The sequence below is a fragment of the Streptomyces sp. NPDC052036 genome, from assembly GCF_040680495.1.
Taxonomy (GTDB): Bacteria; Actinomycetota; Actinomycetes; order Streptomycetales; family Streptomycetaceae; genus Streptomyces.
Genome location: NZ_JBFAWW010000017.1, coordinates 78,009 through 95,713 on the forward strand (window position 1 = coordinate 78,009; position 17,705 = coordinate 95,713).

Below are 17,705 nucleotides of genomic sequence, written 5' to 3' on the forward strand. Positions count from 1 at the left end.
GTGGCCGGTCAGTGCGCCCGGCCGGGGGAGGGCGGCGGCTCCTTGTCCGGTTCCTCCCGCGCCAGCCAGTGGGCGAGGGTACGGGCGATGGGCTGGCCGGTCTCCAGCTCCACGAACCCGAACTGACCCGACTGATTGCACTCCAGGAACCACCAGATCCCGTCGGCGTCCTCCGCGAAGTCGAAGGCGCCGTAGGCCAGTTCGGCCTGGCGCAGATAGGCGTGCACGGCCGGTGCGATGCGGGGCGGGACGTCGACGGGCTCCCAGGGGCCGGTGGAGGGGGCGAACCGGACGTCCACGTCGTCGGCGTCCGGGACGGCCGGTTTGCGCGCCGCCAGCAGTTGGTCACCGACGGCGGTGAGACGGATGTCGGCGCGCTTGGCGATCCGCCGCTGCAGCAGCGTGGGGCCGAAGGCCACGGCGGCGAAGTCGGCGTCCGGTGCGATACGGGTGGTGGGCACCGCCCGGGGCGGGTCCTGCGGGTGCGTTCCGGAGACGGGCTTGACCACCAGATCGGGAAAGCGCTCGGCGAAGTCCCGGGCGGCCTGCGGAAACGTAGTGATCAGAGTGGCCGGTACGGGCAGTCCGCTGCGCTGGGCGAGATGGAGCTGCCAGGGCTTCTGACGGGCCCGGCGGGCCGCGTCGGGGCGGTTCATCCAGCGTGCGCCGGTGCCGTACAGCATTCCGTACAGCGCCTGCGAGGCCTCCTCGGTCAGCCAGGCGGACGGCTCGGGGGCCCGTGTGGCCGGGACTCCGGGCCGGCGCACCCAGACGGACCGCAGCCCGCTCGTGCTCACCAGACGGCCGGCGGCGGAGAGATGGCCCTGGAAGGTGCCGTGCACATACTCCCCCGAGAGAGCGACGGCGCCCGGAAGGTCCGCCGGGTCGAGCCGGACCACGGGTACACCCGCCCCGTGCAACTCGGCCACCACCATGTCCGCCGTCACATCCTGTTCAGAAGTGAGGATCAGCACGGTCATCGTCGACGCTCCGCGTTCAGTCGTCGAAGTGTGTCTTCGAGCCCGCCGTGGAGGTCGTGGCTCCCCACTCCCGCAACACCGCGTAGTCACGGGCGGCTATCCGTCCGTCGGGGAGGACGTTCAACTGCAGGGCGGAGTCGTAGCTGTACGGAGTGCTGACCTCCGACTCCTCGGCCGGGCGAGCGTAGTGCAGCGCGAACGGTCGCATCGTCTCTCCTTGTTCCGTGCTTCCTCGGCAGGCGGATGGTGACGCTCCGATAGGGCCGCCGGCTGCCGGGTCGCTGTGGCTCCACCCACTTATACGAATCGAACGGGTGAATGGTTGCGTCACGTTGTGTCACGGCCCGGCGGCCGGCCCCGGAACGTTCGCCTCACCCGGGCGGGACTGCGGCCGCCGCCGAGCCGGACCGACCTGGGTACGGTGCGGGAACCGGCCGTCCCGCCTGGTCGCACAGCCCGCGAGGCGGCCCCGAGGACATCCGTCCGGCGAAGGTCAGAGGGCGAGGTAGAAGCGGATGGTGGTGCCCGGATCGCCGGTGTGGACACGGACGAGATCGGCGACATGATTGACCAGCAGCAGCCCGCGGCCGCCCGGCCTGCTGGGCGCCTGGGGGCGGCGCCCGGCCAGCGGATCGATCAGCCGGCCCGTGTCGTGCACCTCGCACACGACCTGGCCGTCCTCCGCCCAGATCCGCAGAGTTCCGCCGCCGGCACCGTGCAGGACGCTGTTGGTGGTCAACTCCGCCACCGCGAGCGCCAGATCCTCCAACCGCGGAACGGACAGGCCCATGCGCGCCCCGTGCCGGACGGCGAACTCCCGCGCCCGGGACAGCTGCCCGCCGCTGTCGAAGGCGAACTCCACGGCATCCGGCGGTACCGCCAGGGGCTCGTTGTAGCGGGCGACGACCGCCTCGGGGCTGTAGACGGCGGACGGTGTCTCCCCGTACTCGTCGATCACCACCGGATGGGTCGCCCATGCGTCGTCGAGCACACCGCTGTCGAGCCCGGCGGCATCGTACGGACACAGGATGGTCACCTCGCGCCCGGTGAACGCCGCGTTGATGAGCGCCTCGTGCTGCGCGCACGCCGGATACTCCACCGCGCTACGGCCGGGCCAGACGGGTTCACCGATGATCCGCACCCGCCCGTCGCCGTGGGCGTCGGCGAACCTGCGCAGCACCCCCGGGATGATCCGTCCCGGGTTGCGTCCAGCCTGGGTCATGTCCACGAAGCACACCTCGTCGGCACGCGTGCCCAGGCCGTCCTGGATCAGTGCGAGCCGGTCCGGCGGAGCTGCCACGGCGACCGGCTCACCCGCGGCGAGTCCGGCGAGAACGAAGGGGACCGTCCCGGCCACGTACTGCTGCGGGCCGCGATAGAAGAGGGCCGGGTGGACGAACGCCTCCCGAGTGGCGAGCATGTCGGTCACGGTGCCACCTCGATCCCGTCCGTTCCGGGCCAGAAGATGTCGAGTACGCGCGTCAACTGCGGCGGCGGCCGGTGGACCACGATGTGTGCCTCGGGCCGCGACCGTGCGGCCGTCACCAGGTCCGTGACCCCGGCCACGTCGATGAACGCCAGCTCCGACAACTCCATATGGAGCGGTGTGCCCTCCTGCCGCATCAGCAGGCCGAGCGCCTCCCGCCAGACGCGTCGTGTGTCGAGGGTGACTTCCCCGACGACCCTCACACCGGGACGTCCCGGCAGGGGGTGGGCCTCCAGCTGGTCCACCTCGCGGGGCGGGGCGGTCGGGAGTTCCCCGAGTGAGACGTCCACGCTCCACCTCTCTCCGCCCTCGTGCCGTTCCACACACAAGCACCATAGCCCTGACGGACCACCGACAACGCCCTTCGACGGCGCCGGGCGCGCCGTCCGCCGTCCGGGCCGACCGGACGCCGGACGGGGGCTCTCCGGCAAGCGGAAGGGTCCCCGTCCGATGCACGGGGACCCTTCCGCGGGCGTCTCATGTGTCAGCGCTTGAAGACGTCCTTGGTCTTCTCCTTCGCCTGGCGAGCGTCGCCCTTGGCCTTCTCGGCCCGGCCCTCGGCCGTCAGTTTCTCGTTCCCGACCGCGCGGCCGACGGTCTCCTTGGCCTTGCCCTTGGCCTGTTCCATCTTTCCTTTGGCCTTCTGCTCTCCAGCCACCTTTGCTCACTCCACGTCATATCGACTACGGGGGCATTACACCGAGTGGCCCCGGGGCCGGTGTTCAAACCTGGACATCCGGCCCCTGGTGTTCCCATGACAACGTCAGGGAGATGTGCTATGACAGCCGTCATGACCAGGGTGGTGCCCGGCCTACGCGGACAGGAGGAGCACAGTGACCGAGGGCCTGTCCCGGATGATGTGGGAGCTGGCGGAGCCGGTGCACGACCTCGTGTACTTCACGCCGGAGGCACGGCAAGCGGCCGACGAGGTCGGTATGCGCGGATTCTGGATGGGGTACGTCGCCCTGCGCGCCGCGCCCCTCGGACCGGTCCCGCCGGCGGTGGTGACCAGCGCCTTCTACGTGTTCCACCCCAGCCGGGTGACGCGGGCGCTGCCGGACGCATGGCGGTACGCGACGGTGGCGGACGTCCTCGCCGCGCGACAGCGGGGGGTCGGTCTCGCCATGCGGCGCCTGTACGGGGAGGACGCCCTGCGCAGTGCCCGGACGGCCGAGGCGGCTGATCTGGCCTGGGCCGCGGCCGAGGCGGCCGACACCGCGGGGCGGGTGCTCGGCGCGGCCAACCAGGCCCTCGACCGTCCGGCCGAGCCGCATGCGCGGCTGTGGCAGGCCGTGACCACTCTCCGTGAGCACCGTGGTGACGGGCATGTGGCCGTGCTGGTGAGCCGCGGCATCAGCCCGGTCGAGGCGCTGGTGCTCAAGGCCGCCGCGGGCGAGTCGGACGGTGCGTTGCTGCGCGAGGGCCGGAAGTGGGACGACGAGGCCTGGCACGCCGCCGAGGCTGCGCTGCGGGAGCGGGGGTGGATCGACGACAGTGGGCGGCTGACCGCCCGGGGGGTGGCCGAGCGCCGCGCGGTCGAGGACGCGACCGACGCGGCCGCCGAGGCGCCGTGGCGCGCCCTGGGCCACGACGCCACGCTGCGGCTGGCGGACCTGCTGGCTCCATGGGCCCGGGCGGTGGCGGCGGCCGGAGTCATTCCCTCGGGCAATCCGGTGGGGCTCACGGGTGCTCCGCACAGTGACTCCGGCGGCGCTCGCCCCGCGACCACGACCTGACGTACACGGGTCTCGCGCGGGAGCCCGCCCGTGCGCGGCGCACGGGCGGGCGGAGGCGAGGCGGGCCGCGTCACCAGGCCCGCGGCCCGCCGGGGACGGTCACCCGCGCCGCCACCCGTGACACCCGAGGGCGTGCTCGACGGCCGCCGCCATCGCTTGCTCCCCCTGGGCGTTGGGATGCAGGGGCGCGGCGGGCGTGGCCGGGGCGAGGGTCTCGATCCAGCGCTGCCCGGTCGGCCGGCACAGGTCGTGCCCGATGGTCGGCGTGTACGTGTCGACGTACCGCGCGCCATGCCGGTGCGCCTCCCTGGCCAGCATCGCGTTGAGCTCCTTCTCCTTGTCCCGCAGATAGGGGAAGTCCCCGGCGGCGAACGGGACCGCGGTGCTCGTGCAGCCCACACCGTTGTCCGGGAACAGGTCCGGGTAGCCCACCACCAGGATCCGGGCGTGCGGAGAGCGCTGCCGGATGCCGTGAAGCACACGGGCTATCTTCGGCGCCGTCCGCTCGACCGTCTCCTTGAGCCGGTCACCGCCGCCACTGGTGAAGTAGGCACGGCACGGGGCACCGGCCGGATCGGACGGGGTGAGGCGGGCACAGGTGCCGAGCACGGTGGTGAAGCCGACGTCGTTGCCGCCGATGCTGACGGTCACCAGGTCCGTCGTGCGGCTGAGCGCGGCGAACTGCGCCGGGGCCGTGCCCTGAGGGGCCGTCATCTCGACGGTCGTGGCCCCGGAACAGGTCACGTCCGTCAGCCGCGCCGGCTCGTACGCGGCCACCAGGGAGGGGTAGTTGTGGTCGGACCGCTTGCAGTTGGCGTCCACCTGGCCGGGGACCGCCGGTGCCGACGCATAGGAGTCGCCGAGGGCGACATAGTCACCGCCCCGCGCGCCGACGGGGGCGGTGCTCGCCGCAGCGGCGCCCGGGCCCGCCAGAACGGCGGCGCCGCTGATCACTGCCGCACTGAACGCCAACGCACGTCTCGCACCGAGACTCCGTGCCTTCTTCGCCACGGCCGGTCCTTTCATGGAAGGGAACAGAGCCTCCGGCCGGGCGGCCGGAGCCGACGCGGGGTCAACTCGCCCGGCCCGCACGGGATCTGAGGATCACAAAGAACACCGGCCTGCGGTACCTGCTGTGCCGTAACGAATCGGCGGGCCCGCTGGGCCGGCGCCCCGCTCCCGCCCGGCCCCCTCGATCGCGGTGGATAATGCGGATCACCTGGACCCTTGGTGTGGTCCCTCGTTCGTCCGTCCGCTGGAGATCGCATGAGTGACAGGATCACCCTGTCGACGTGGCCCACCCCGCTGGAGCCGATGCCCCGCCTCGCGACGGCGCTCGGCCTCGGCGAGGACGATCTGTGGGTCAAGAGGGACGATCTCATCGGCCTCGGGGGCGGCGGCAACAAGGTCCGCAAACTGGAGTGGACCGTCGGAGCCGCCCTGGCGGACGGCGCGGACACACTGGTCACCACCGGGGCCGCGCAGAGCAACCACGCCCGCCTCACCGCGGCCGCCGGTGCCCGGGTGGGACTCGACGTCGTCCTGGTCTTCCCCGGTACGGGGGCCGACACGGCGAACGGATCCGGCAACCTCGTCCTGGACAGCCTCTTCGGGGCGCGGATCCACTGGGCCGGGGACGGGGCTCCCAGCGCCCTGGGTGACGCCGCCGAGAACCTGTGCGCGCGACTGCGCGAGAGCGGCGCGCACCCCTGCCTCATCCCCTTCGGTGGTTCGAGCCCTCTGGGAGCAAGGGGATACGTGGACGGCGGGGAGGAACTGCTCGCCCAACTGCCCGACGTACGGCATGTCGTGGTCGCGCTCGGTTCCGGCGGCACCATGGCCGGGCTGATCGGCGCGCTCCGCGAGGAACGTGTCCTCGGCGTGCACTGCGGCGCGGTGGCCGAGCCCGCCGAGACGGTCGCCGGCCTCACGACCGCCCTCACCCGCCGCGATGTCGCACCCGGCTCCCTGCGCATCCGTACCGACCAGGTGGGCGCCGGATACGGAACACTGCACGAACCCGTTCTGGAGGCGATGCGAACAGCCGCCACCACCGAGGGCATCGTCCTGGACCCGGTCTACAGCGGTCGCGCCCTGGCCGGTCTGATCAGCGCCGTCCGGGACGGCGACATCCGCCGCGGGGAACGCACCGTGCTGCTCCACACCGGTGGGCTGCCCGGCCTGTTCGGCCATGCGGAGACCGTACGGCGTACCGTCAGCGCCCTGTGCTCCCACCCGGTCGGCTGAGACCGGACAGCCGCTCCCGTGCGTGGCGCCGTACCGGTGCGCCACGGCGCGTCAAGGGGACGGCGCCACGCCTTCGCGCATCGGCCCCCGTTCCGCGTGACCAGCCGCGCACCGGGTACGTTGCCCAGGACATGGACGACAACGACCCCCTCGACCTCGATGGCCTCGAGTCCGCTCCCGTCGAGCAGACGATGGAGCGGCTGGCACTGATGAGCCGCGAGGAGGCGGACGATCTGCTACGACTGCTGGCGACGGTCGCCGAGCAGGGCGGCCCGCTGTCCGCGGAGGCGGAACGGCTGGCCCGGGAGATCGCGGCCCGCATCCCGTCGGAGAACTGACCGCCGGGGCCCGCCGGGCCCGGGTGCCCGGCGCGCGCGAGAGGCGGCCGTCACGGCACCTCGGGCGTGCGCAGGGCCAGAACGGCGACGTCGTCGTCGTTGTCGGCCGGACGCGTGCGTTCGAGCAACTCGTCGGCGAACGACTCCAGCGAGCGGCGGGCCAGCGCGGCGGCGTGCCGGCGCAGCCGGTCGAGTCCCTCGTCGAGGGAATGACCCCGGGATTCGATGAGACCGTCGGTGTACAGCAGCAACGTCGACTCGGGCGGCAGCACCACGGTCGCGTCGCGGCGGTGCCGCCGGGGCCTGATGCCGAGGAGCGGGCCGTGCCCCTCGGTGAGGTACTCCGTCAGGCCCTCACGCGTCACCAGCAGGGGCGGGGGGTGACCGGCGTTGGTCCACATCAGGGTCCATCGTCCGTCGCTGCCGACCGCCGTCCGGGCGAAGACCGTGGTGGCCATGGAGACATCGGTGAGGCGGGTCATCGCCTCGTCGAGCCACTCCACTATGCGGCTCGGCGGTTCCTTCTGGGACCAGGCGTGGCCACGCAGCATGTTGCGCACCTGCGCCATACCGGCCGCCGCGTCCAGATCGTGTCCGGCGACGTCCCCGATGGCGAGCGCCGTGTCGCCGTCGGCGAGCGCGAAGACGTCGTACCAGTCGCCGCCGACCTGTGAGGCGTCGGGAGCGGGCAGATACCGCGCGGTCATCTCGAGCCCGGGCAGCCGCGGCAGCTGGGGCAGCAGATGGCGCTGCATGGTCTCGGCTACCTTGCGTTGCCGCTGGTAGAGCCGCGCGTTGTCCAGGGCCAGCCCGGCCCGGCGGGTGATGTCCTCCAGCAGTGCGAGGTCGGCGGAGGTGAACGTCTCGGGCCGCTCCGACCGCCCCAGGGTCAGGGCCCCGAGCACCTCACGCAGGCCGCGGATCGGCGCGATGGCCGCGGAGTGCATACCGGTCGCCTCGAACAGCCGGCGCTGCGCGACCGCGAGCCCCGAGTCCGGCGCGCGTCGGTAGGTCCCGGGGCCCGTCAGGGTCGACGCGACGCCGCGCAGGGCGCGTGACAGCGGCATCGGGGAGTCCTCCGGCACGGGCGGCATCGGCCCCTGCAGGTCGTCCCGGTGCACCAGAACACCGTTCTCCCCATGGACCACGGCCGTGCGCCACACCTCGTCGCGCTCGGTGATCTGGTCGATGACGGCCCAGTCCGCCAGCCGCGGCACCACCAGGCCCAGCAGCCGCCGCAGCGCCTCGTCCACATCGAGCGTCGAGGTCAACTGGGTGGTCGTCTCGGCGAGCAGGGCCAGCCGTTCCAGCTCGAGGAGCGGCGCCGTGGTCGGCTCCGTGCGGGCACGGGGGGTGTCCATGTCGGAGGACGGGTGGAAGAGCACCAGCGTGCCGCCCTGCGGCTCACCGATGTCGTACGGGGTGACCAGCCAGGACACCGGCAGCAGAAAGCCGTCCCCGCGGACGAACCAGACGTCCCCGGCCTGTGCCGTCTGCCGGCCCAGGAAGGCCCTTCTCATCACACACTGCGCCCTGGGCACCGGCTCCCCATGAGCGTCGCGGTGCAACAGGTCGTGGGCGTCCTGCCCGAGGAGTTCCCCGGCGGACCGGATGAGCAGGTGCTCGGCGCGGGAGTTGACGGCGACGATGTGCCCCTGCTCGTCGACGACATAGGCGCCGGTGCCGAGGGCGTCGAGCGCCGGTTTCAGAGACTCCTGACCGGTTCGCCGAGAGGGCTCGTCGACGGTGTCGATGCCGTTGAGGTTCATCATCCCCGGCCTCCTCCCCTCCGCGCCGCGGCCGACCGTGCCTCCCTGCCCGCGCAGGGACCGACGGCGACCGTATCTGGTGCCGATATTCTCACCGGCTTCCGAGCGGTGCGCACACACCGTTTTGGACTCCGTGAACAGGCCACTGCTACGCCGCACGCTCGGGCAGGCGTGTGGAACAGGAGACAAGCGAGCGGCGTTAGCGTTACGGCAGTCCAGGAACGATCAAGGCGGTGGGCATGCACGGCGAGTACAAGGTCCCCGGGGGCAAGCTGGTGGTGGTCGATCTCGACGACCGCGACGGCGTCCTGCGCGATGTCCGCGTCGCGGGAGACTTCTTCCTCGAACCCGATGAGGCCCTGCTCGCCATCGACCGGGCTCTCGAAGGCGCCCCGGTGACCACGGAAGCCTCCGAACTCGCCGAGCGCATCCGAGCGGGCCTGCCCGAGGACACCGTCATGTACGGCCTGACTCCTGAAGGCATCGCGACCGCCGTCCGGCGCGCGCTCGCCCAGGCCACCGACTGGACCGACTACGACTGGCAGCTCATCCACGAGGAGCCCCAGTCGCCCGCCCTGCACATGGCCCTGGACGAGGTCCTCACGGCTGAGGTCGCCGCCGGGCACCGGCCGCCGACTCTGCGGGTGTGGGAGTGGGGCGGCCCGGCCGTCGTCATCGGCAGCTTCCAGTCGCTGGGCAACGAGGTGGACGCCGAGGCCGCGCAACGGCACGGGATGACCGTCGTACGGCGCATCTCGGGGGGAGGTGCCATGTTCGTCGAGCCCGGGAACACCATCACCTACTCCCTGTCCGCGCCGGCTTCCCTCGTGTCCGGACTGTCCTTTGCCGACTCCTACGCCTACCTCGACGACTGGGTGCTGGGCGCTCTGGACGACATGGGCATCAAGGCCTGGTACCAGCCCCTCAACGACATCGCCACCGAGGCCGGCAAGATCGCCGGAGCCGCGCAGAAGCGCATGGTCGGCCCCGAAGCCGGCCCGGGCGCGGTCCTGCACCACGTGACCATGTCCTACGACATCGACGCCGACAAGATGGTCCAGGTGCTGCGCATCGGCCGGGAGAAGCTGTCCGACAAGGGGACCAGGAGTGCCACGAAGCGCGTCGACCCGCTGCGGCGGCAGACCGGGCTGTCCCGGGAGGCCGTCATCGACCGCATGATCCAGTCGTTCCGCACCCGCTACGGCCTCAGCACGGGCCACATCACCCCGCAGGAACTGGAGTACGCCGAGGAGCTGGCCGCCACGAAGTTCTCCGCCCCGGAGTGGACCGCGCGCGTGCCGTAGCCGTGCACGGTTCGTGCGTGCGGCCGGGCCGACATCAGTGTCACAACATCACTCTCACAACGGATACCGACGTCAGTCCCACAGCGGATAGGTGACGACGCGCTGGAACCCGTCGGGCCTCGCACCGGTGTAGACGAGGCTCAGCTGTGTGTAGTGCTGCAACTGCGGATCCTTCTTCCAGGGCTCCGGCCGGCCGAGCCGCACGAGGACCGGGTACGAGTGGAACGTGCCCGCCGCGCAGTACGGGTTGCAGTCGTTGACCACGTTGACGCCGCTGGCCGTGGCCGAGCCCGGGTCCCAGTGCGACCAGTGCAGCGAGGACAGGCGGCTGTTGCCGTCACCGCAGGCGAGCATGAAGTCGGCGGGTCGCACCTGTGCGTGCCAGACACAGTCGACGATCACCGGACGGGCGGCCTGTCGCTCGGGGCTGTGTCCGGCGGGCGGGGCGGCGGAGGCCGTGCCCATGGCTGCTGCGAGCAGGGCGACGGCACCCAATGCGACCGCCGTCCTCACCGTGTGGATCCGCATGTTCGCTCCTGGCCGTCGGCGCGGGCACCTGTGTACCGACGCTACGACCGCGACCGGGGAACGCACCACTTGTACGCGCCGCTCATCATCACCAGAGCTTGTCGATCTCCCCCGGATACAGCCCGATGCGGCTGTCGTGGAACGATATCCGGTCCTGTCGGGCTCTCACCGAGAAGAAGTCGCCCAGAGTGACCTTGTCGAAGCCGGGCCGGTCACTGGGAAACGGGTCCTGCGGTGTCCCGCCGATCAGCACCGCGCCGGGCAGCACCTGCCAGCCCGCGCGTTCGTAGAACGTCCGGAGCGGGCGGTCGCAGGTGAACAGCCCGAGATCCAGCCGCCGGGTGATCATCGTCTCCCGCGCCGCGGCGACCAGGCACCGGCCGTGTCCGAGGCCGCGGCTGTCCTTCCGGGTCACCACCGTGCTCAGTCCGCCCGCGGTGTAGCGCGCGCCCGCGTGGGAGATCTCCTTGGACAGGATGTCCAGAGCGGCGAGCACCGTCCCCTGGTCCACGAGCAGCATCGACCAGGGACGCAGCAGGGGATCGTGGGTCGGGGCACCGTCCGAGGCGACCGTGCCCTCCGCGGAGGGCCACGCCTCCTCCTGGAGGTCGCGCACCTGTGTGCGCAATTCGACCGGGGTGGCTTCTTCGGGAAACGACAGGATCTGCACGTGCTGATTGTGTTGGCCCGGCACGGAGACGCAAGCGGTTTTCGGGGCGCCCGAAGCCCGGGACGTCGTCGGGGCCGCTCCGCCGGGGCCGTCGGCCGGCGGTGGCCCCGTTGCCCGGCGGCGCGCCGGGTGCCTTTTCCATCAACTTGGTCGAGAAGGGCTCCGGCGACGGGTTTTTGATGCCCGCTCACACCATGTGTGAGCGCTGCAACGGTGTGCTCGGCGGACTGTGCGATGCCCGGCGACACCGAGGGTCACGACCCCTGGATCCTGTGTTATGACCCTCAAGGCCCGTCAGTTGTCGAACCGTCCGGATGGATTTCACCCGTTTGGATGAGCCCCCCATGCTTGTCGAACGTTCATTTATTGAAATAGCATCCTATCGAAGGCGCGCGGGACGCCTCGCGGAAGCGATGCTGTGGGGAGCTCGGCGTATTTCCTTGTCACGTTCGGGTCAGGACCTTCCTGGCGTGCGCAGAGGCTGCGACCTGCCGAGATATGGCTGTTCGGCATGAGGGAGAGCCGCCATCCGAGTGCATATCACCGTGTTTCCGGGTGTGGCGAGCCCAGGAATACCGGCTCGTTGAGCGATAGTGTCGAGTTGTCGAGATCGATTCCGAGTGGCCTCCTGATCGCGACAGACTGACACTGAAGCGCACGGTTTCGAGCCGGGCGTCAGGACATGGGCCTGACCATCGTAAGGCGATGGTCAGCGATATATCCGCAAGGAGTTAGCATGGGAGAGAAGTCTGCCGAGGTGTTGATACCCGGCCCGGACGAACCTCCGAACGCCAGGCGAAGCAGCGCAGGCCCGTCGACCATGGAAACCGAGAGGAAATTCGCCGAAGTACTGGCTGATGTCGTGTGCGTCGAACGCGTTTCGGCCGACAGCCACTTCTTCGAAGATCTCGGTGCCAACTCCATGGTGATGGCGCAATTCTGCGCGCGCGTCAGGAAGCGGGCGGATCTGCCCTCGGTGTCCATGAAGGACATCTATCGCAACCCCACGATCCGCAACCTGGCAGCGGCAGTCGCGGACGCCATCCCCGCTCACGTCGACGGACACACCCTGCCGACACGGCCGGTGCAACCGGCGGTGACGGCTGCGGAGGCTCCGGTGACACGGGCGAGCACGGCGGCCTATGTCCTGTGCGGAACGCTCCAGTTGCTGTTCTTCCTGGCGTACTCCTTCGCCACCGGACTGGCCGCGGCACGGGGCTACGACTGGGTGTCCGACGGAACGGGTGTCAGCGACATCTATCTTCGGTCCCTCATGTTCGGCGGGAGCGGATTCCTCGTCGTGTGCTTGTTCCCGATCCTGGCCAAGTGGACTCTCGTGGGCCGCTGGAAGCCGGGTGAGTTCCCCATCTGGGGCCTGACCTATCTACGGTTCTGGATCGTGAAGGCGCTGCTCCATGCCAACCCGATGATTTTCCTTGCCGGCAACCCGCTGTATGTGCTGTACCTGCGGGCTCTCGGCGCCCGAATCGGCAAGGGAGTCACGATCCTCTCCCGGTCGGTGCCGGTCTGCACCGACCTGCTCACGGTCGGCGAGGGCACCGTCATCCGCAAGGACGCGTTCTTCATGTGCTACCGAGCGCATGCCGGGCGTATCCAGACCGGGCGGGTCACCCTCGGCCGCGATGTGCTCGTCGGGGAGAAGACCGTGCTGGACATCGACACCTCGATGGGTGACGGGGCCCAGCTCGGCCATGCGTCCGCCCTGTACCGGGGCCAGTCCATCCCGGACGGCGAGCGCCGGTACGGATCTCCGGCGCAACCCACGGAGATGGACTTCGTACGGGTCGAGCCGGCCAAGTGCGGCACGCTGCGCCGGGCCTGGTTCGGGATCGCCACCCTGCTGCAGCTGTTCCTCCTGTACATCCCGCTGTTCGTCGGCGGTATGTACATGGTGTTCAGCTGGGTGCCCGCGCTCGAGGACCGCCTGAACCCGAACGACGTCGACTCCTTCCCGGAACTCCTGACCGACTCGGTGCTCATCTCCTGCGTGGCGTTCTTCGGTCTCGTCATCGGCGGCCTCGTCGCGGTGTGCACGCTTCCCCGTCTGCTGAACCTGGCCATCAAGCCCGACAAGGTCTATCCGCTCTGCGGCTTCCGGTACGCGGCGCAACGGGGCATCGCCCTCATGACGAACATCAGGTTCTTCACCTGGCTCTTCGGTGACAGCTCGTACATCGTTCACTACCTGAGGGCTCTCGGATACGACCTGACGCAGGTGGAGCAGACCGGCTCCAACTTCGGCACCGAAGTGGTGCACGAGACCCCGTATCTGGTCTCCGTCGGCAGGGGCACGATGGTGGCCGACGGCCTGTCCATCATCAACGCGGACTTCTCGAGTACGTCCTTCCGGGTGTCCCGGGCGACGATCGGAGCGCACAACTTCGTCGGCAACAACATCGCCTATCCCGCAGGAGCCAGGACGGGCGAGAACTGCCTGCTGGCCACCAAAGTGAAGATTCCCCTCGACGGAGAGGTACGCGAGGACGTCGGACTGCTCGGCTCGCCGAGCTTCGAGATTCCCCGCACGGTCGAGCGCGACTCGAGGTTCGACCACCTCAGGACGGGCGACGAACTGCGCCAGCAGCTCCCCCGGAAGAACCGTTACAACCTGCGCTCCATGGTCTTCTTCCTCTGTGTCCGGTGGCTGCACGCATTCGTTCTCACAGCGATCGGTCTCGCCACCCTCAATCTGTACGGAGCGCTCGGGTACATCGTCATCGCCTGCTATCTGACGTTCAGCCTCGGATTCACCGCCGTGTACTTCGCCCTGGTGGAGCGCTGCATCGCACGGTTCCGTCCGCTGAGCCCTCAGCTGTGCTCCATCTACGACCCGTACTTCTGGTGGCACGAGCGTCTGTGGAAGGTGCCGGACCGCCACGTGATGGTCTTCAACGGCACCCCGTTCAAGAACCTGATCTGGCGGATGATGGGCGTGCAGATCGGCCGCAGGGTCTTCGACGACGGCCTCTATGTGACGGAGCGGACCCTCACCACCATCGGGGACGACTGCACCCTCAACATCGGCAGCAAGATCCAGTGCCACTCCCAGGAGGACGGCACCTTCAAGTCCGACCGCACCACGCTCGGTGCCGGCTGCACCCTCGGCGTCGCCGCACATGTCCACTACGGCGTGATCGTGGGCGACAACGCAGAGCTGGCACCGGACTCCTTCCTCATGAAGGGCGAGGAAGTCCCTCCGTACGCACGGTGGGGCGGCAATCCGGCGGCGGAGAACCCGGACGCTCCCGGCCGGCCCTTCGGAGTCGGTCCGGCCGCAACGACAACCACGTCCACGGCACCCGGTGCCGCGCCGACGGTGAGTTGAGGAAGGCCTGTGATGGAAGCGCACCTGAACGCGGACCGGGAGTTCTGGAGCCGCGTACTGACCGCCGGCGGGAGCACCGCGATCCCCCGGTGGGCGCCGGAGCCGGTCGTGGGTGTCGCCGCGCACGAGGCGGTGGTACCGGACGAGACGGTCGAGGCGGTGCGCGCGCTGGCGGGCGAGCTGGGGGTTCCGCCCAGCGCGGTGCTGCTCGCCGCGCACGCCAAGGTGCTGGCCGCCCTGTCGGGCGAACAGGACGTGGTCACGGGATATGTCGCCGGTCCGGGCGAGACCCCGTTGCCCTGCCGGCTGACCGTCGCGCCCCGCACCTGGCGTGATCTGGTCGCTGGCACGCATCGCGAGGCGACGAAGCTGCTCGCGCACCGGGCGTTCCCGGTGCGGGAACTGCGCCGGGAGCTCGGGATGGCCGGGCCGTCGTACGAGATCGTCCTCGACCCCGAGGGGACCGGGAGCGCACTCGCCGACGACACGGTGCTGGCGGTGGACTGGGACGACCGGGGTGAGCGGACGCGGCTGCGGCTACGCCATCGCACCGAGGCACTGGATGCCGAGTCCGCGGCCCGGATCGGGGGCTATCACCTCGCGGCACTGAGGCAGCTGACCGCCGATCCGGATGCCGAGCACGCACGAGAGAGTCTGCTGTCGGCCAAGGAGGTGCAGGAGCAGCTCGAAGGGCTGGCCGGGCCCCCGCGGACGCTGCCGGAGCACCGGGTGCACGAGCTGTTCGAACAGCAGGTGCGGGCCCACCCCGAGACCGTGGCCGCCGTGCACGGCGACCGCACCTGGACCTACGGGGAGCTCAACGCCCGAGCGAACCGGCTGGCCCGGGCGCTGCTGGCCCGGGGGCTCGCCCGCGAGGACGTCGTCGGCGTGGTCACCGAGCGCAACCTCGACTGGCTGGCTGCCGTGCTGGCGGTGTTCAAGGCCGGGGGTGTGTATCTGCCCATCGAGCCGCACTTCCCGGCCGGCCGCATCGAGGCGACGCTGTCGCGCGCGGGCTGCCGGCTGGTGCTGACCGAGTCCGGCAGCACCTACACCCTCGACAAGGCCCTGGCCATGCTGCCCGACATCGAGCGGCTGACCGTCGGGATGGCGTACGAGGAACAGCAGGGCGACACCGATGTCTCGGTCAAGGTCACCCCCGACCAGCTCGCCTACATCTACTTCACCTCCGGCTCCACCGGCGAGCCGAAGGGCGCCATGTGCGAGCACGCGGGCATGCTGAACCACATCTTCGCCAAGATCGACGATCTGGGTGTCCACGAGGGAACTGTGGTGGCGCAGACGGCCCCGCAGTGCTTCGACATCTCGCTGTGGCAGCTGCTCGCCGCCCTGCTGGTCGGCGGGCGCACCCTGCTGGTCCGGCAGGACGTGATCGTGGACGTCGAGCAGTTCGTCGACACGCTGGCCCGCGGCCGGGTCGGCGTCGTCCAGGTCGTGCCCTCCTACCTGGAGGTGGTGGTCTCCTATCTGGAGCAGCACCCCCGCGAACTGCCGGACCTGACGTGTGTCTCCGTGACCGGTGAGGCGCTCAAGCGCGAGCTGGTCCAGCGCTGGTTCACCATCCAGCCCAGGATCAAGCTGGTCAACGCCTACGGGCTCACCGAGACCTCCGACGACACCAACCACGAGGTCATGGACCGGGTACCGGACCGGGTCCTGCTGGGGCGCGCCGTCAACAACGTGCGGGTCCATGTCGTCGACGAGCACCTGTCCCTGGTGCCGCTGGGCGCCCCGGGCCTGATCGCGTTCTCCGGGGTGTGCGTGGGCCGCGGGTACGTCAACGACCCCGAACGGACCCGTGAGGCGTACCTCGACGATCCGTACCGGCCGGGGGAGCGGCTCTATCTGGGAGGCGACTGGGGACGCTGGCACCCCGGCGGCAAACTGGAGTTCCTCGGACGCCGCGACAACCAGGTCAAGATCCGTGGCTTCCGCATCGAGATCGGCGAGATCGAGAACAACCTGCTCAGAGTGCCCGGAGTACGCGACGGGGCGGTCGTCGTCGCCGAACTGGCGGGCCGCAGCGCCCACCTGATCGCCTTCTACACCGGCCGGTGCCAGCCCGCGGACGCGCTGCGCCAGGCGCTGAACGTCGTGCTGCCCGCCTATATGGTCCCCTCGGCCTTCCACTGGCAGCAGAGCCTGCCGCTGACCCCCAACGGCAAGATCGACAGGAAGGCCCTGAGCGCGCTGGCCCAGCAGACCGCCTCGGCCGGGGAAACCGGCGCCGACGGGAAGCAATTCCAGCCGCCGCGCACCTCCTCCGAGCGGAAGCTGGCGGCCGCCTGGGCCGAACTGCTGGGCGTCCCCCAGGACCACATCGGCCGACAGGACCACTTCTTCGACTCCGGCGCCACCTCGCTGTCGGCGGTGAAACTCACCATCGCCCTGGGCCGGGCGGTCTCCCTCAAGGACATCACCCGTCACCCGGTGCTCGCCGATCTCGCCGCGCTCCTCGACGGCGCGACCCAGCGGCGCCCCGAACTGCTCCAGCCGCTGACCGCGCCCGAGAGCGCGCGGGACTGCGCCCTGGTGTGCTTCCCCTACGCGGGCGGCAACGCGGTCAACTTCCAGCCGATGGCCGGAGCCCTGGCGGGCAGCGGGACCGCGGTCTACGCCGTCGACCTGCCAGGCCATGACCTCGCCGCCAAGAGCGAGCCGTTCGCGCCGATCACGCGGGTGGTGGAACAGGTCACCGCCGAGATCGCCGCACGCGGCCTGGCCAGGGTCATGCTCTGGGGGCACTCCTCGGGCGCCGCCCCGGCCCTGGAGACGGCGAGGAGGCTGCGCGAGGCCGGGGTGGACGTCCCGCGGGTGTTCGTCGGCGCCCAACTGCTGGGCACCGCAGCCGACCGTCGCTCCGCCATCGCCGAGCTGACCCGGCGGAGCAACGCCGAGATCGCCGCGCAGCTGACTGCCGACAGCGGCTACACCGAACTGGGCGAGCTCGACGCGCCGCACGCCGAGCACGTCGGTGCCGCCTACCGGCACGACTGCGTCTGCGCGCACCGCTACTTCGCCGACGCCCTGGACAGCCCGCCGACGGTCAAGCTGGCCGCGCCGGTCACCGTCGTCCTCGCCGCCGACGACCCGCACACACGCGGTGCCCCCGACCGGCACCGCGACTGGCGGCTGCTGGCCGAGCACGTGGACCTGCACGAACTCGCCGACGGCGGCCACTACTTCCCCCGCACCCGGCCGGCCGAAGCAGCACGGGCCGTCCTGGGCGCAGCCGAATTGCTGACCTCCTCCTGAGCCTCCCCCGAGTCTCCCGAGTCGC

Annotated in this window: 15 protein-coding genes; 6 read left to right on the forward strand and 9 right to left on the reverse strand. The window is 70.5% G+C overall.

Going from position 1 to position 17,705, the window contains the following annotated elements; translation table 11 throughout:
- Positions 1-8 precede the first annotated feature (8 nt).
- From tgmB to AB0L95_RS23435, 5 genes are all read right to left on the reverse strand, one after another.
- Positions 9-980, reverse strand: coding sequence for an ATP-grasp ribosomal peptide maturase (gene tgmB / locus AB0L95_RS23415; protein ID WP_365164081.1), 972 nt, complete (start codon positions 978-980; stop codon positions 9-11).
- Between the two features lie 16 nt (positions 981-996).
- Positions 997-1,188 carry a putative ATP-grasp-modified RiPP gene (gene tgmA, locus AB0L95_RS23420; protein WP_365164082.1) on the reverse strand — a complete coding sequence of 64 codons (192 nt, stop codon included), beginning with the start codon at positions 1,186-1,188 and terminating at the stop codon, positions 997-999.
- Positions 1,189-1,473: 285 nt separating this feature from the next.
- Positions 1,474-2,400, reverse strand: a complete 927-nt coding sequence (locus AB0L95_RS23425; RefSeq protein ID WP_365164211.1) for an anti-sigma factor RsbA family regulatory protein — start codon at positions 2,398-2,400, stop codon at positions 1,474-1,476.
- Positions 2,401-2,405: 5 nt separating this feature from the next.
- Entirely contained in the window at positions 2,406-2,756 is a 351-nt protein-coding gene (locus AB0L95_RS23430) for an STAS domain-containing protein (RefSeq protein WP_365164083.1), read from the reverse strand.
- Between the two features lie 194 nt (positions 2,757-2,950).
- Positions 2,951-3,124 (reverse strand): CsbD family protein, encoded by a 174-nt coding sequence (locus tag AB0L95_RS23435; protein WP_365164085.1) that lies wholly within the window; start codon positions 3,122-3,124, stop codon positions 2,951-2,953.
- Between the two features lie 175 nt (positions 3,125-3,299).
- On the opposite strand from AB0L95_RS23435, the gene AB0L95_RS23440 reads away from it, so the two are divergent.
- Positions 3,300-4,202, forward strand: coding sequence for a hypothetical protein (locus AB0L95_RS23440; protein ID WP_365164086.1), 903 nt, complete (start codon positions 3,300-3,302; stop codon positions 4,200-4,202).
- A 99-nt stretch (positions 4,203-4,301) separates the two neighbouring features.
- Here the strand turns inward: AB0L95_RS23440 and AB0L95_RS23445 are convergent, their stop codons facing one another.
- On the reverse strand, positions 4,302-5,213 hold the full coding sequence (locus AB0L95_RS23445) for an SGNH/GDSL hydrolase family protein (RefSeq protein WP_365164088.1): 912 nt from the start codon (positions 5,211-5,213) through the stop codon (positions 4,302-4,304).
- Between the two features lie 255 nt (positions 5,214-5,468).
- On the opposite strand from AB0L95_RS23445, the gene AB0L95_RS23450 reads away from it, so the two are divergent.
- Together AB0L95_RS23450 and AB0L95_RS23455 are read left to right on the forward strand one after the other, a co-directional pair.
- Entirely contained in the window at positions 5,469-6,449 is a 981-nt protein-coding gene (locus AB0L95_RS23450; protein WP_365164089.1) for a D-cysteine desulfhydrase family protein, read from the forward strand.
- A gap of 131 nt (positions 6,450-6,580) precedes the next feature.
- On the forward strand, positions 6,581-6,787 hold the full coding sequence (locus AB0L95_RS23455; RefSeq protein ID WP_365164090.1) for a DUF6417 family protein: 207 nt from the start codon (positions 6,581-6,583) through the stop codon (positions 6,785-6,787).
- A gap of 50 nt (positions 6,788-6,837) precedes the next feature.
- Here AB0L95_RS23455 and AB0L95_RS23460 read toward each other — a convergent pair whose 3' ends face one another.
- A complete protein-coding gene (locus AB0L95_RS23460) occupies positions 6,838-8,559 on the reverse strand; it encodes a SpoIIE family protein phosphatase (RefSeq protein ID WP_365164091.1) in 1,722 nt (573 codons plus the stop codon).
- A 236-nt stretch (positions 8,560-8,795) separates the two neighbouring features.
- Between AB0L95_RS23460 and AB0L95_RS23465 the strand changes: the two genes are divergently transcribed.
- Positions 8,796-9,860, forward strand: coding sequence for a biotin/lipoate A/B protein ligase family protein (locus tag AB0L95_RS23465; RefSeq protein WP_365164093.1), 1,065 nt, complete (start codon positions 8,796-8,798; stop codon positions 9,858-9,860).
- A gap of 72 nt (positions 9,861-9,932) precedes the next feature.
- Here AB0L95_RS23465 and AB0L95_RS23470 read toward each other — a convergent pair whose 3' ends face one another.
- Positions 9,933-10,388, reverse strand: coding sequence for a hypothetical protein (locus AB0L95_RS23470; protein WP_365164094.1), 456 nt, complete (start codon positions 10,386-10,388; stop codon positions 9,933-9,935).
- Between the two features lie 88 nt (positions 10,389-10,476).
- Positions 10,477-11,058, reverse strand: coding sequence for a GNAT family N-acetyltransferase (locus tag AB0L95_RS23475; RefSeq protein ID WP_365164096.1), 582 nt, complete (start codon positions 11,056-11,058; stop codon positions 10,477-10,479).
- 736 nt (positions 11,059-11,794) lie between these two features.
- On the opposite strand from AB0L95_RS23475, the gene AB0L95_RS23480 reads away from it, so the two are divergent.
- A complete protein-coding gene (locus AB0L95_RS23480; RefSeq protein WP_365164099.1) occupies positions 11,795-14,404 on the forward strand; it encodes a Pls/PosA family non-ribosomal peptide synthetase in 2,610 nt (869 codons plus the stop codon).
- Between the two features lie 12 nt (positions 14,405-14,416).
- Positions 14,417-17,680, forward strand: coding sequence for an amino acid adenylation domain-containing protein (locus AB0L95_RS23485; RefSeq protein WP_365164101.1), 3,264 nt, complete (start codon positions 14,417-14,419; stop codon positions 17,678-17,680).
- Positions 17,681-17,705: the final 25 nt, after the last annotated feature.

Coding starts and splice junctions, on each gene's coding strand:
- tgmB (WP_365164081.1), bottom strand. CDS start 980: ATGACCGTGCTGATCCTCACTTCTGAACAGGATGTGACGGCGGACATG.
- tgmA (WP_365164082.1), bottom strand. CDS start 1,188: ATGCGACCGTTCGCGCTGCACTACGCTCGCCCGGCCGAGGAGTCGGAG.
- AB0L95_RS23425 (WP_365164211.1), bottom strand. CDS start 2,400: ATGCTCGCCACTCGGGAGGCGTTCGTCCACCCGGCCCTCTTCTATCGC.
- AB0L95_RS23450 (WP_365164089.1), top strand. CDS start 5,469: ATGAGTGACAGGATCACCCTGTCGACGTGGCCCACCCCGCTGGAGCCG.
- AB0L95_RS23455 (WP_365164090.1), top strand. CDS start 6,581: ATGGACGACAACGACCCCCTCGACCTCGATGGCCTCGAGTCCGCTCCC.
- AB0L95_RS23460 (WP_365164091.1), bottom strand. CDS start 8,559: ATGATGAACCTCAACGGCATCGACACCGTCGACGAGCCCTCTCGGCGA.
- AB0L95_RS23465 (WP_365164093.1), top strand. CDS start 8,796: ATGCACGGCGAGTACAAGGTCCCCGGGGGCAAGCTGGTGGTGGTCGAT.
- AB0L95_RS23470 (WP_365164094.1), bottom strand. CDS start 10,388: ATGCGGATCCACACGGTGAGGACGGCGGTCGCATTGGGTGCCGTCGCC.
- AB0L95_RS23480 (WP_365164099.1), top strand. CDS start 11,795: ATGGGAGAGAAGTCTGCCGAGGTGTTGATACCCGGCCCGGACGAACCT.
- AB0L95_RS23485 (WP_365164101.1), top strand. CDS start 14,417: ATGGAAGCGCACCTGAACGCGGACCGGGAGTTCTGGAGCCGCGTACTG.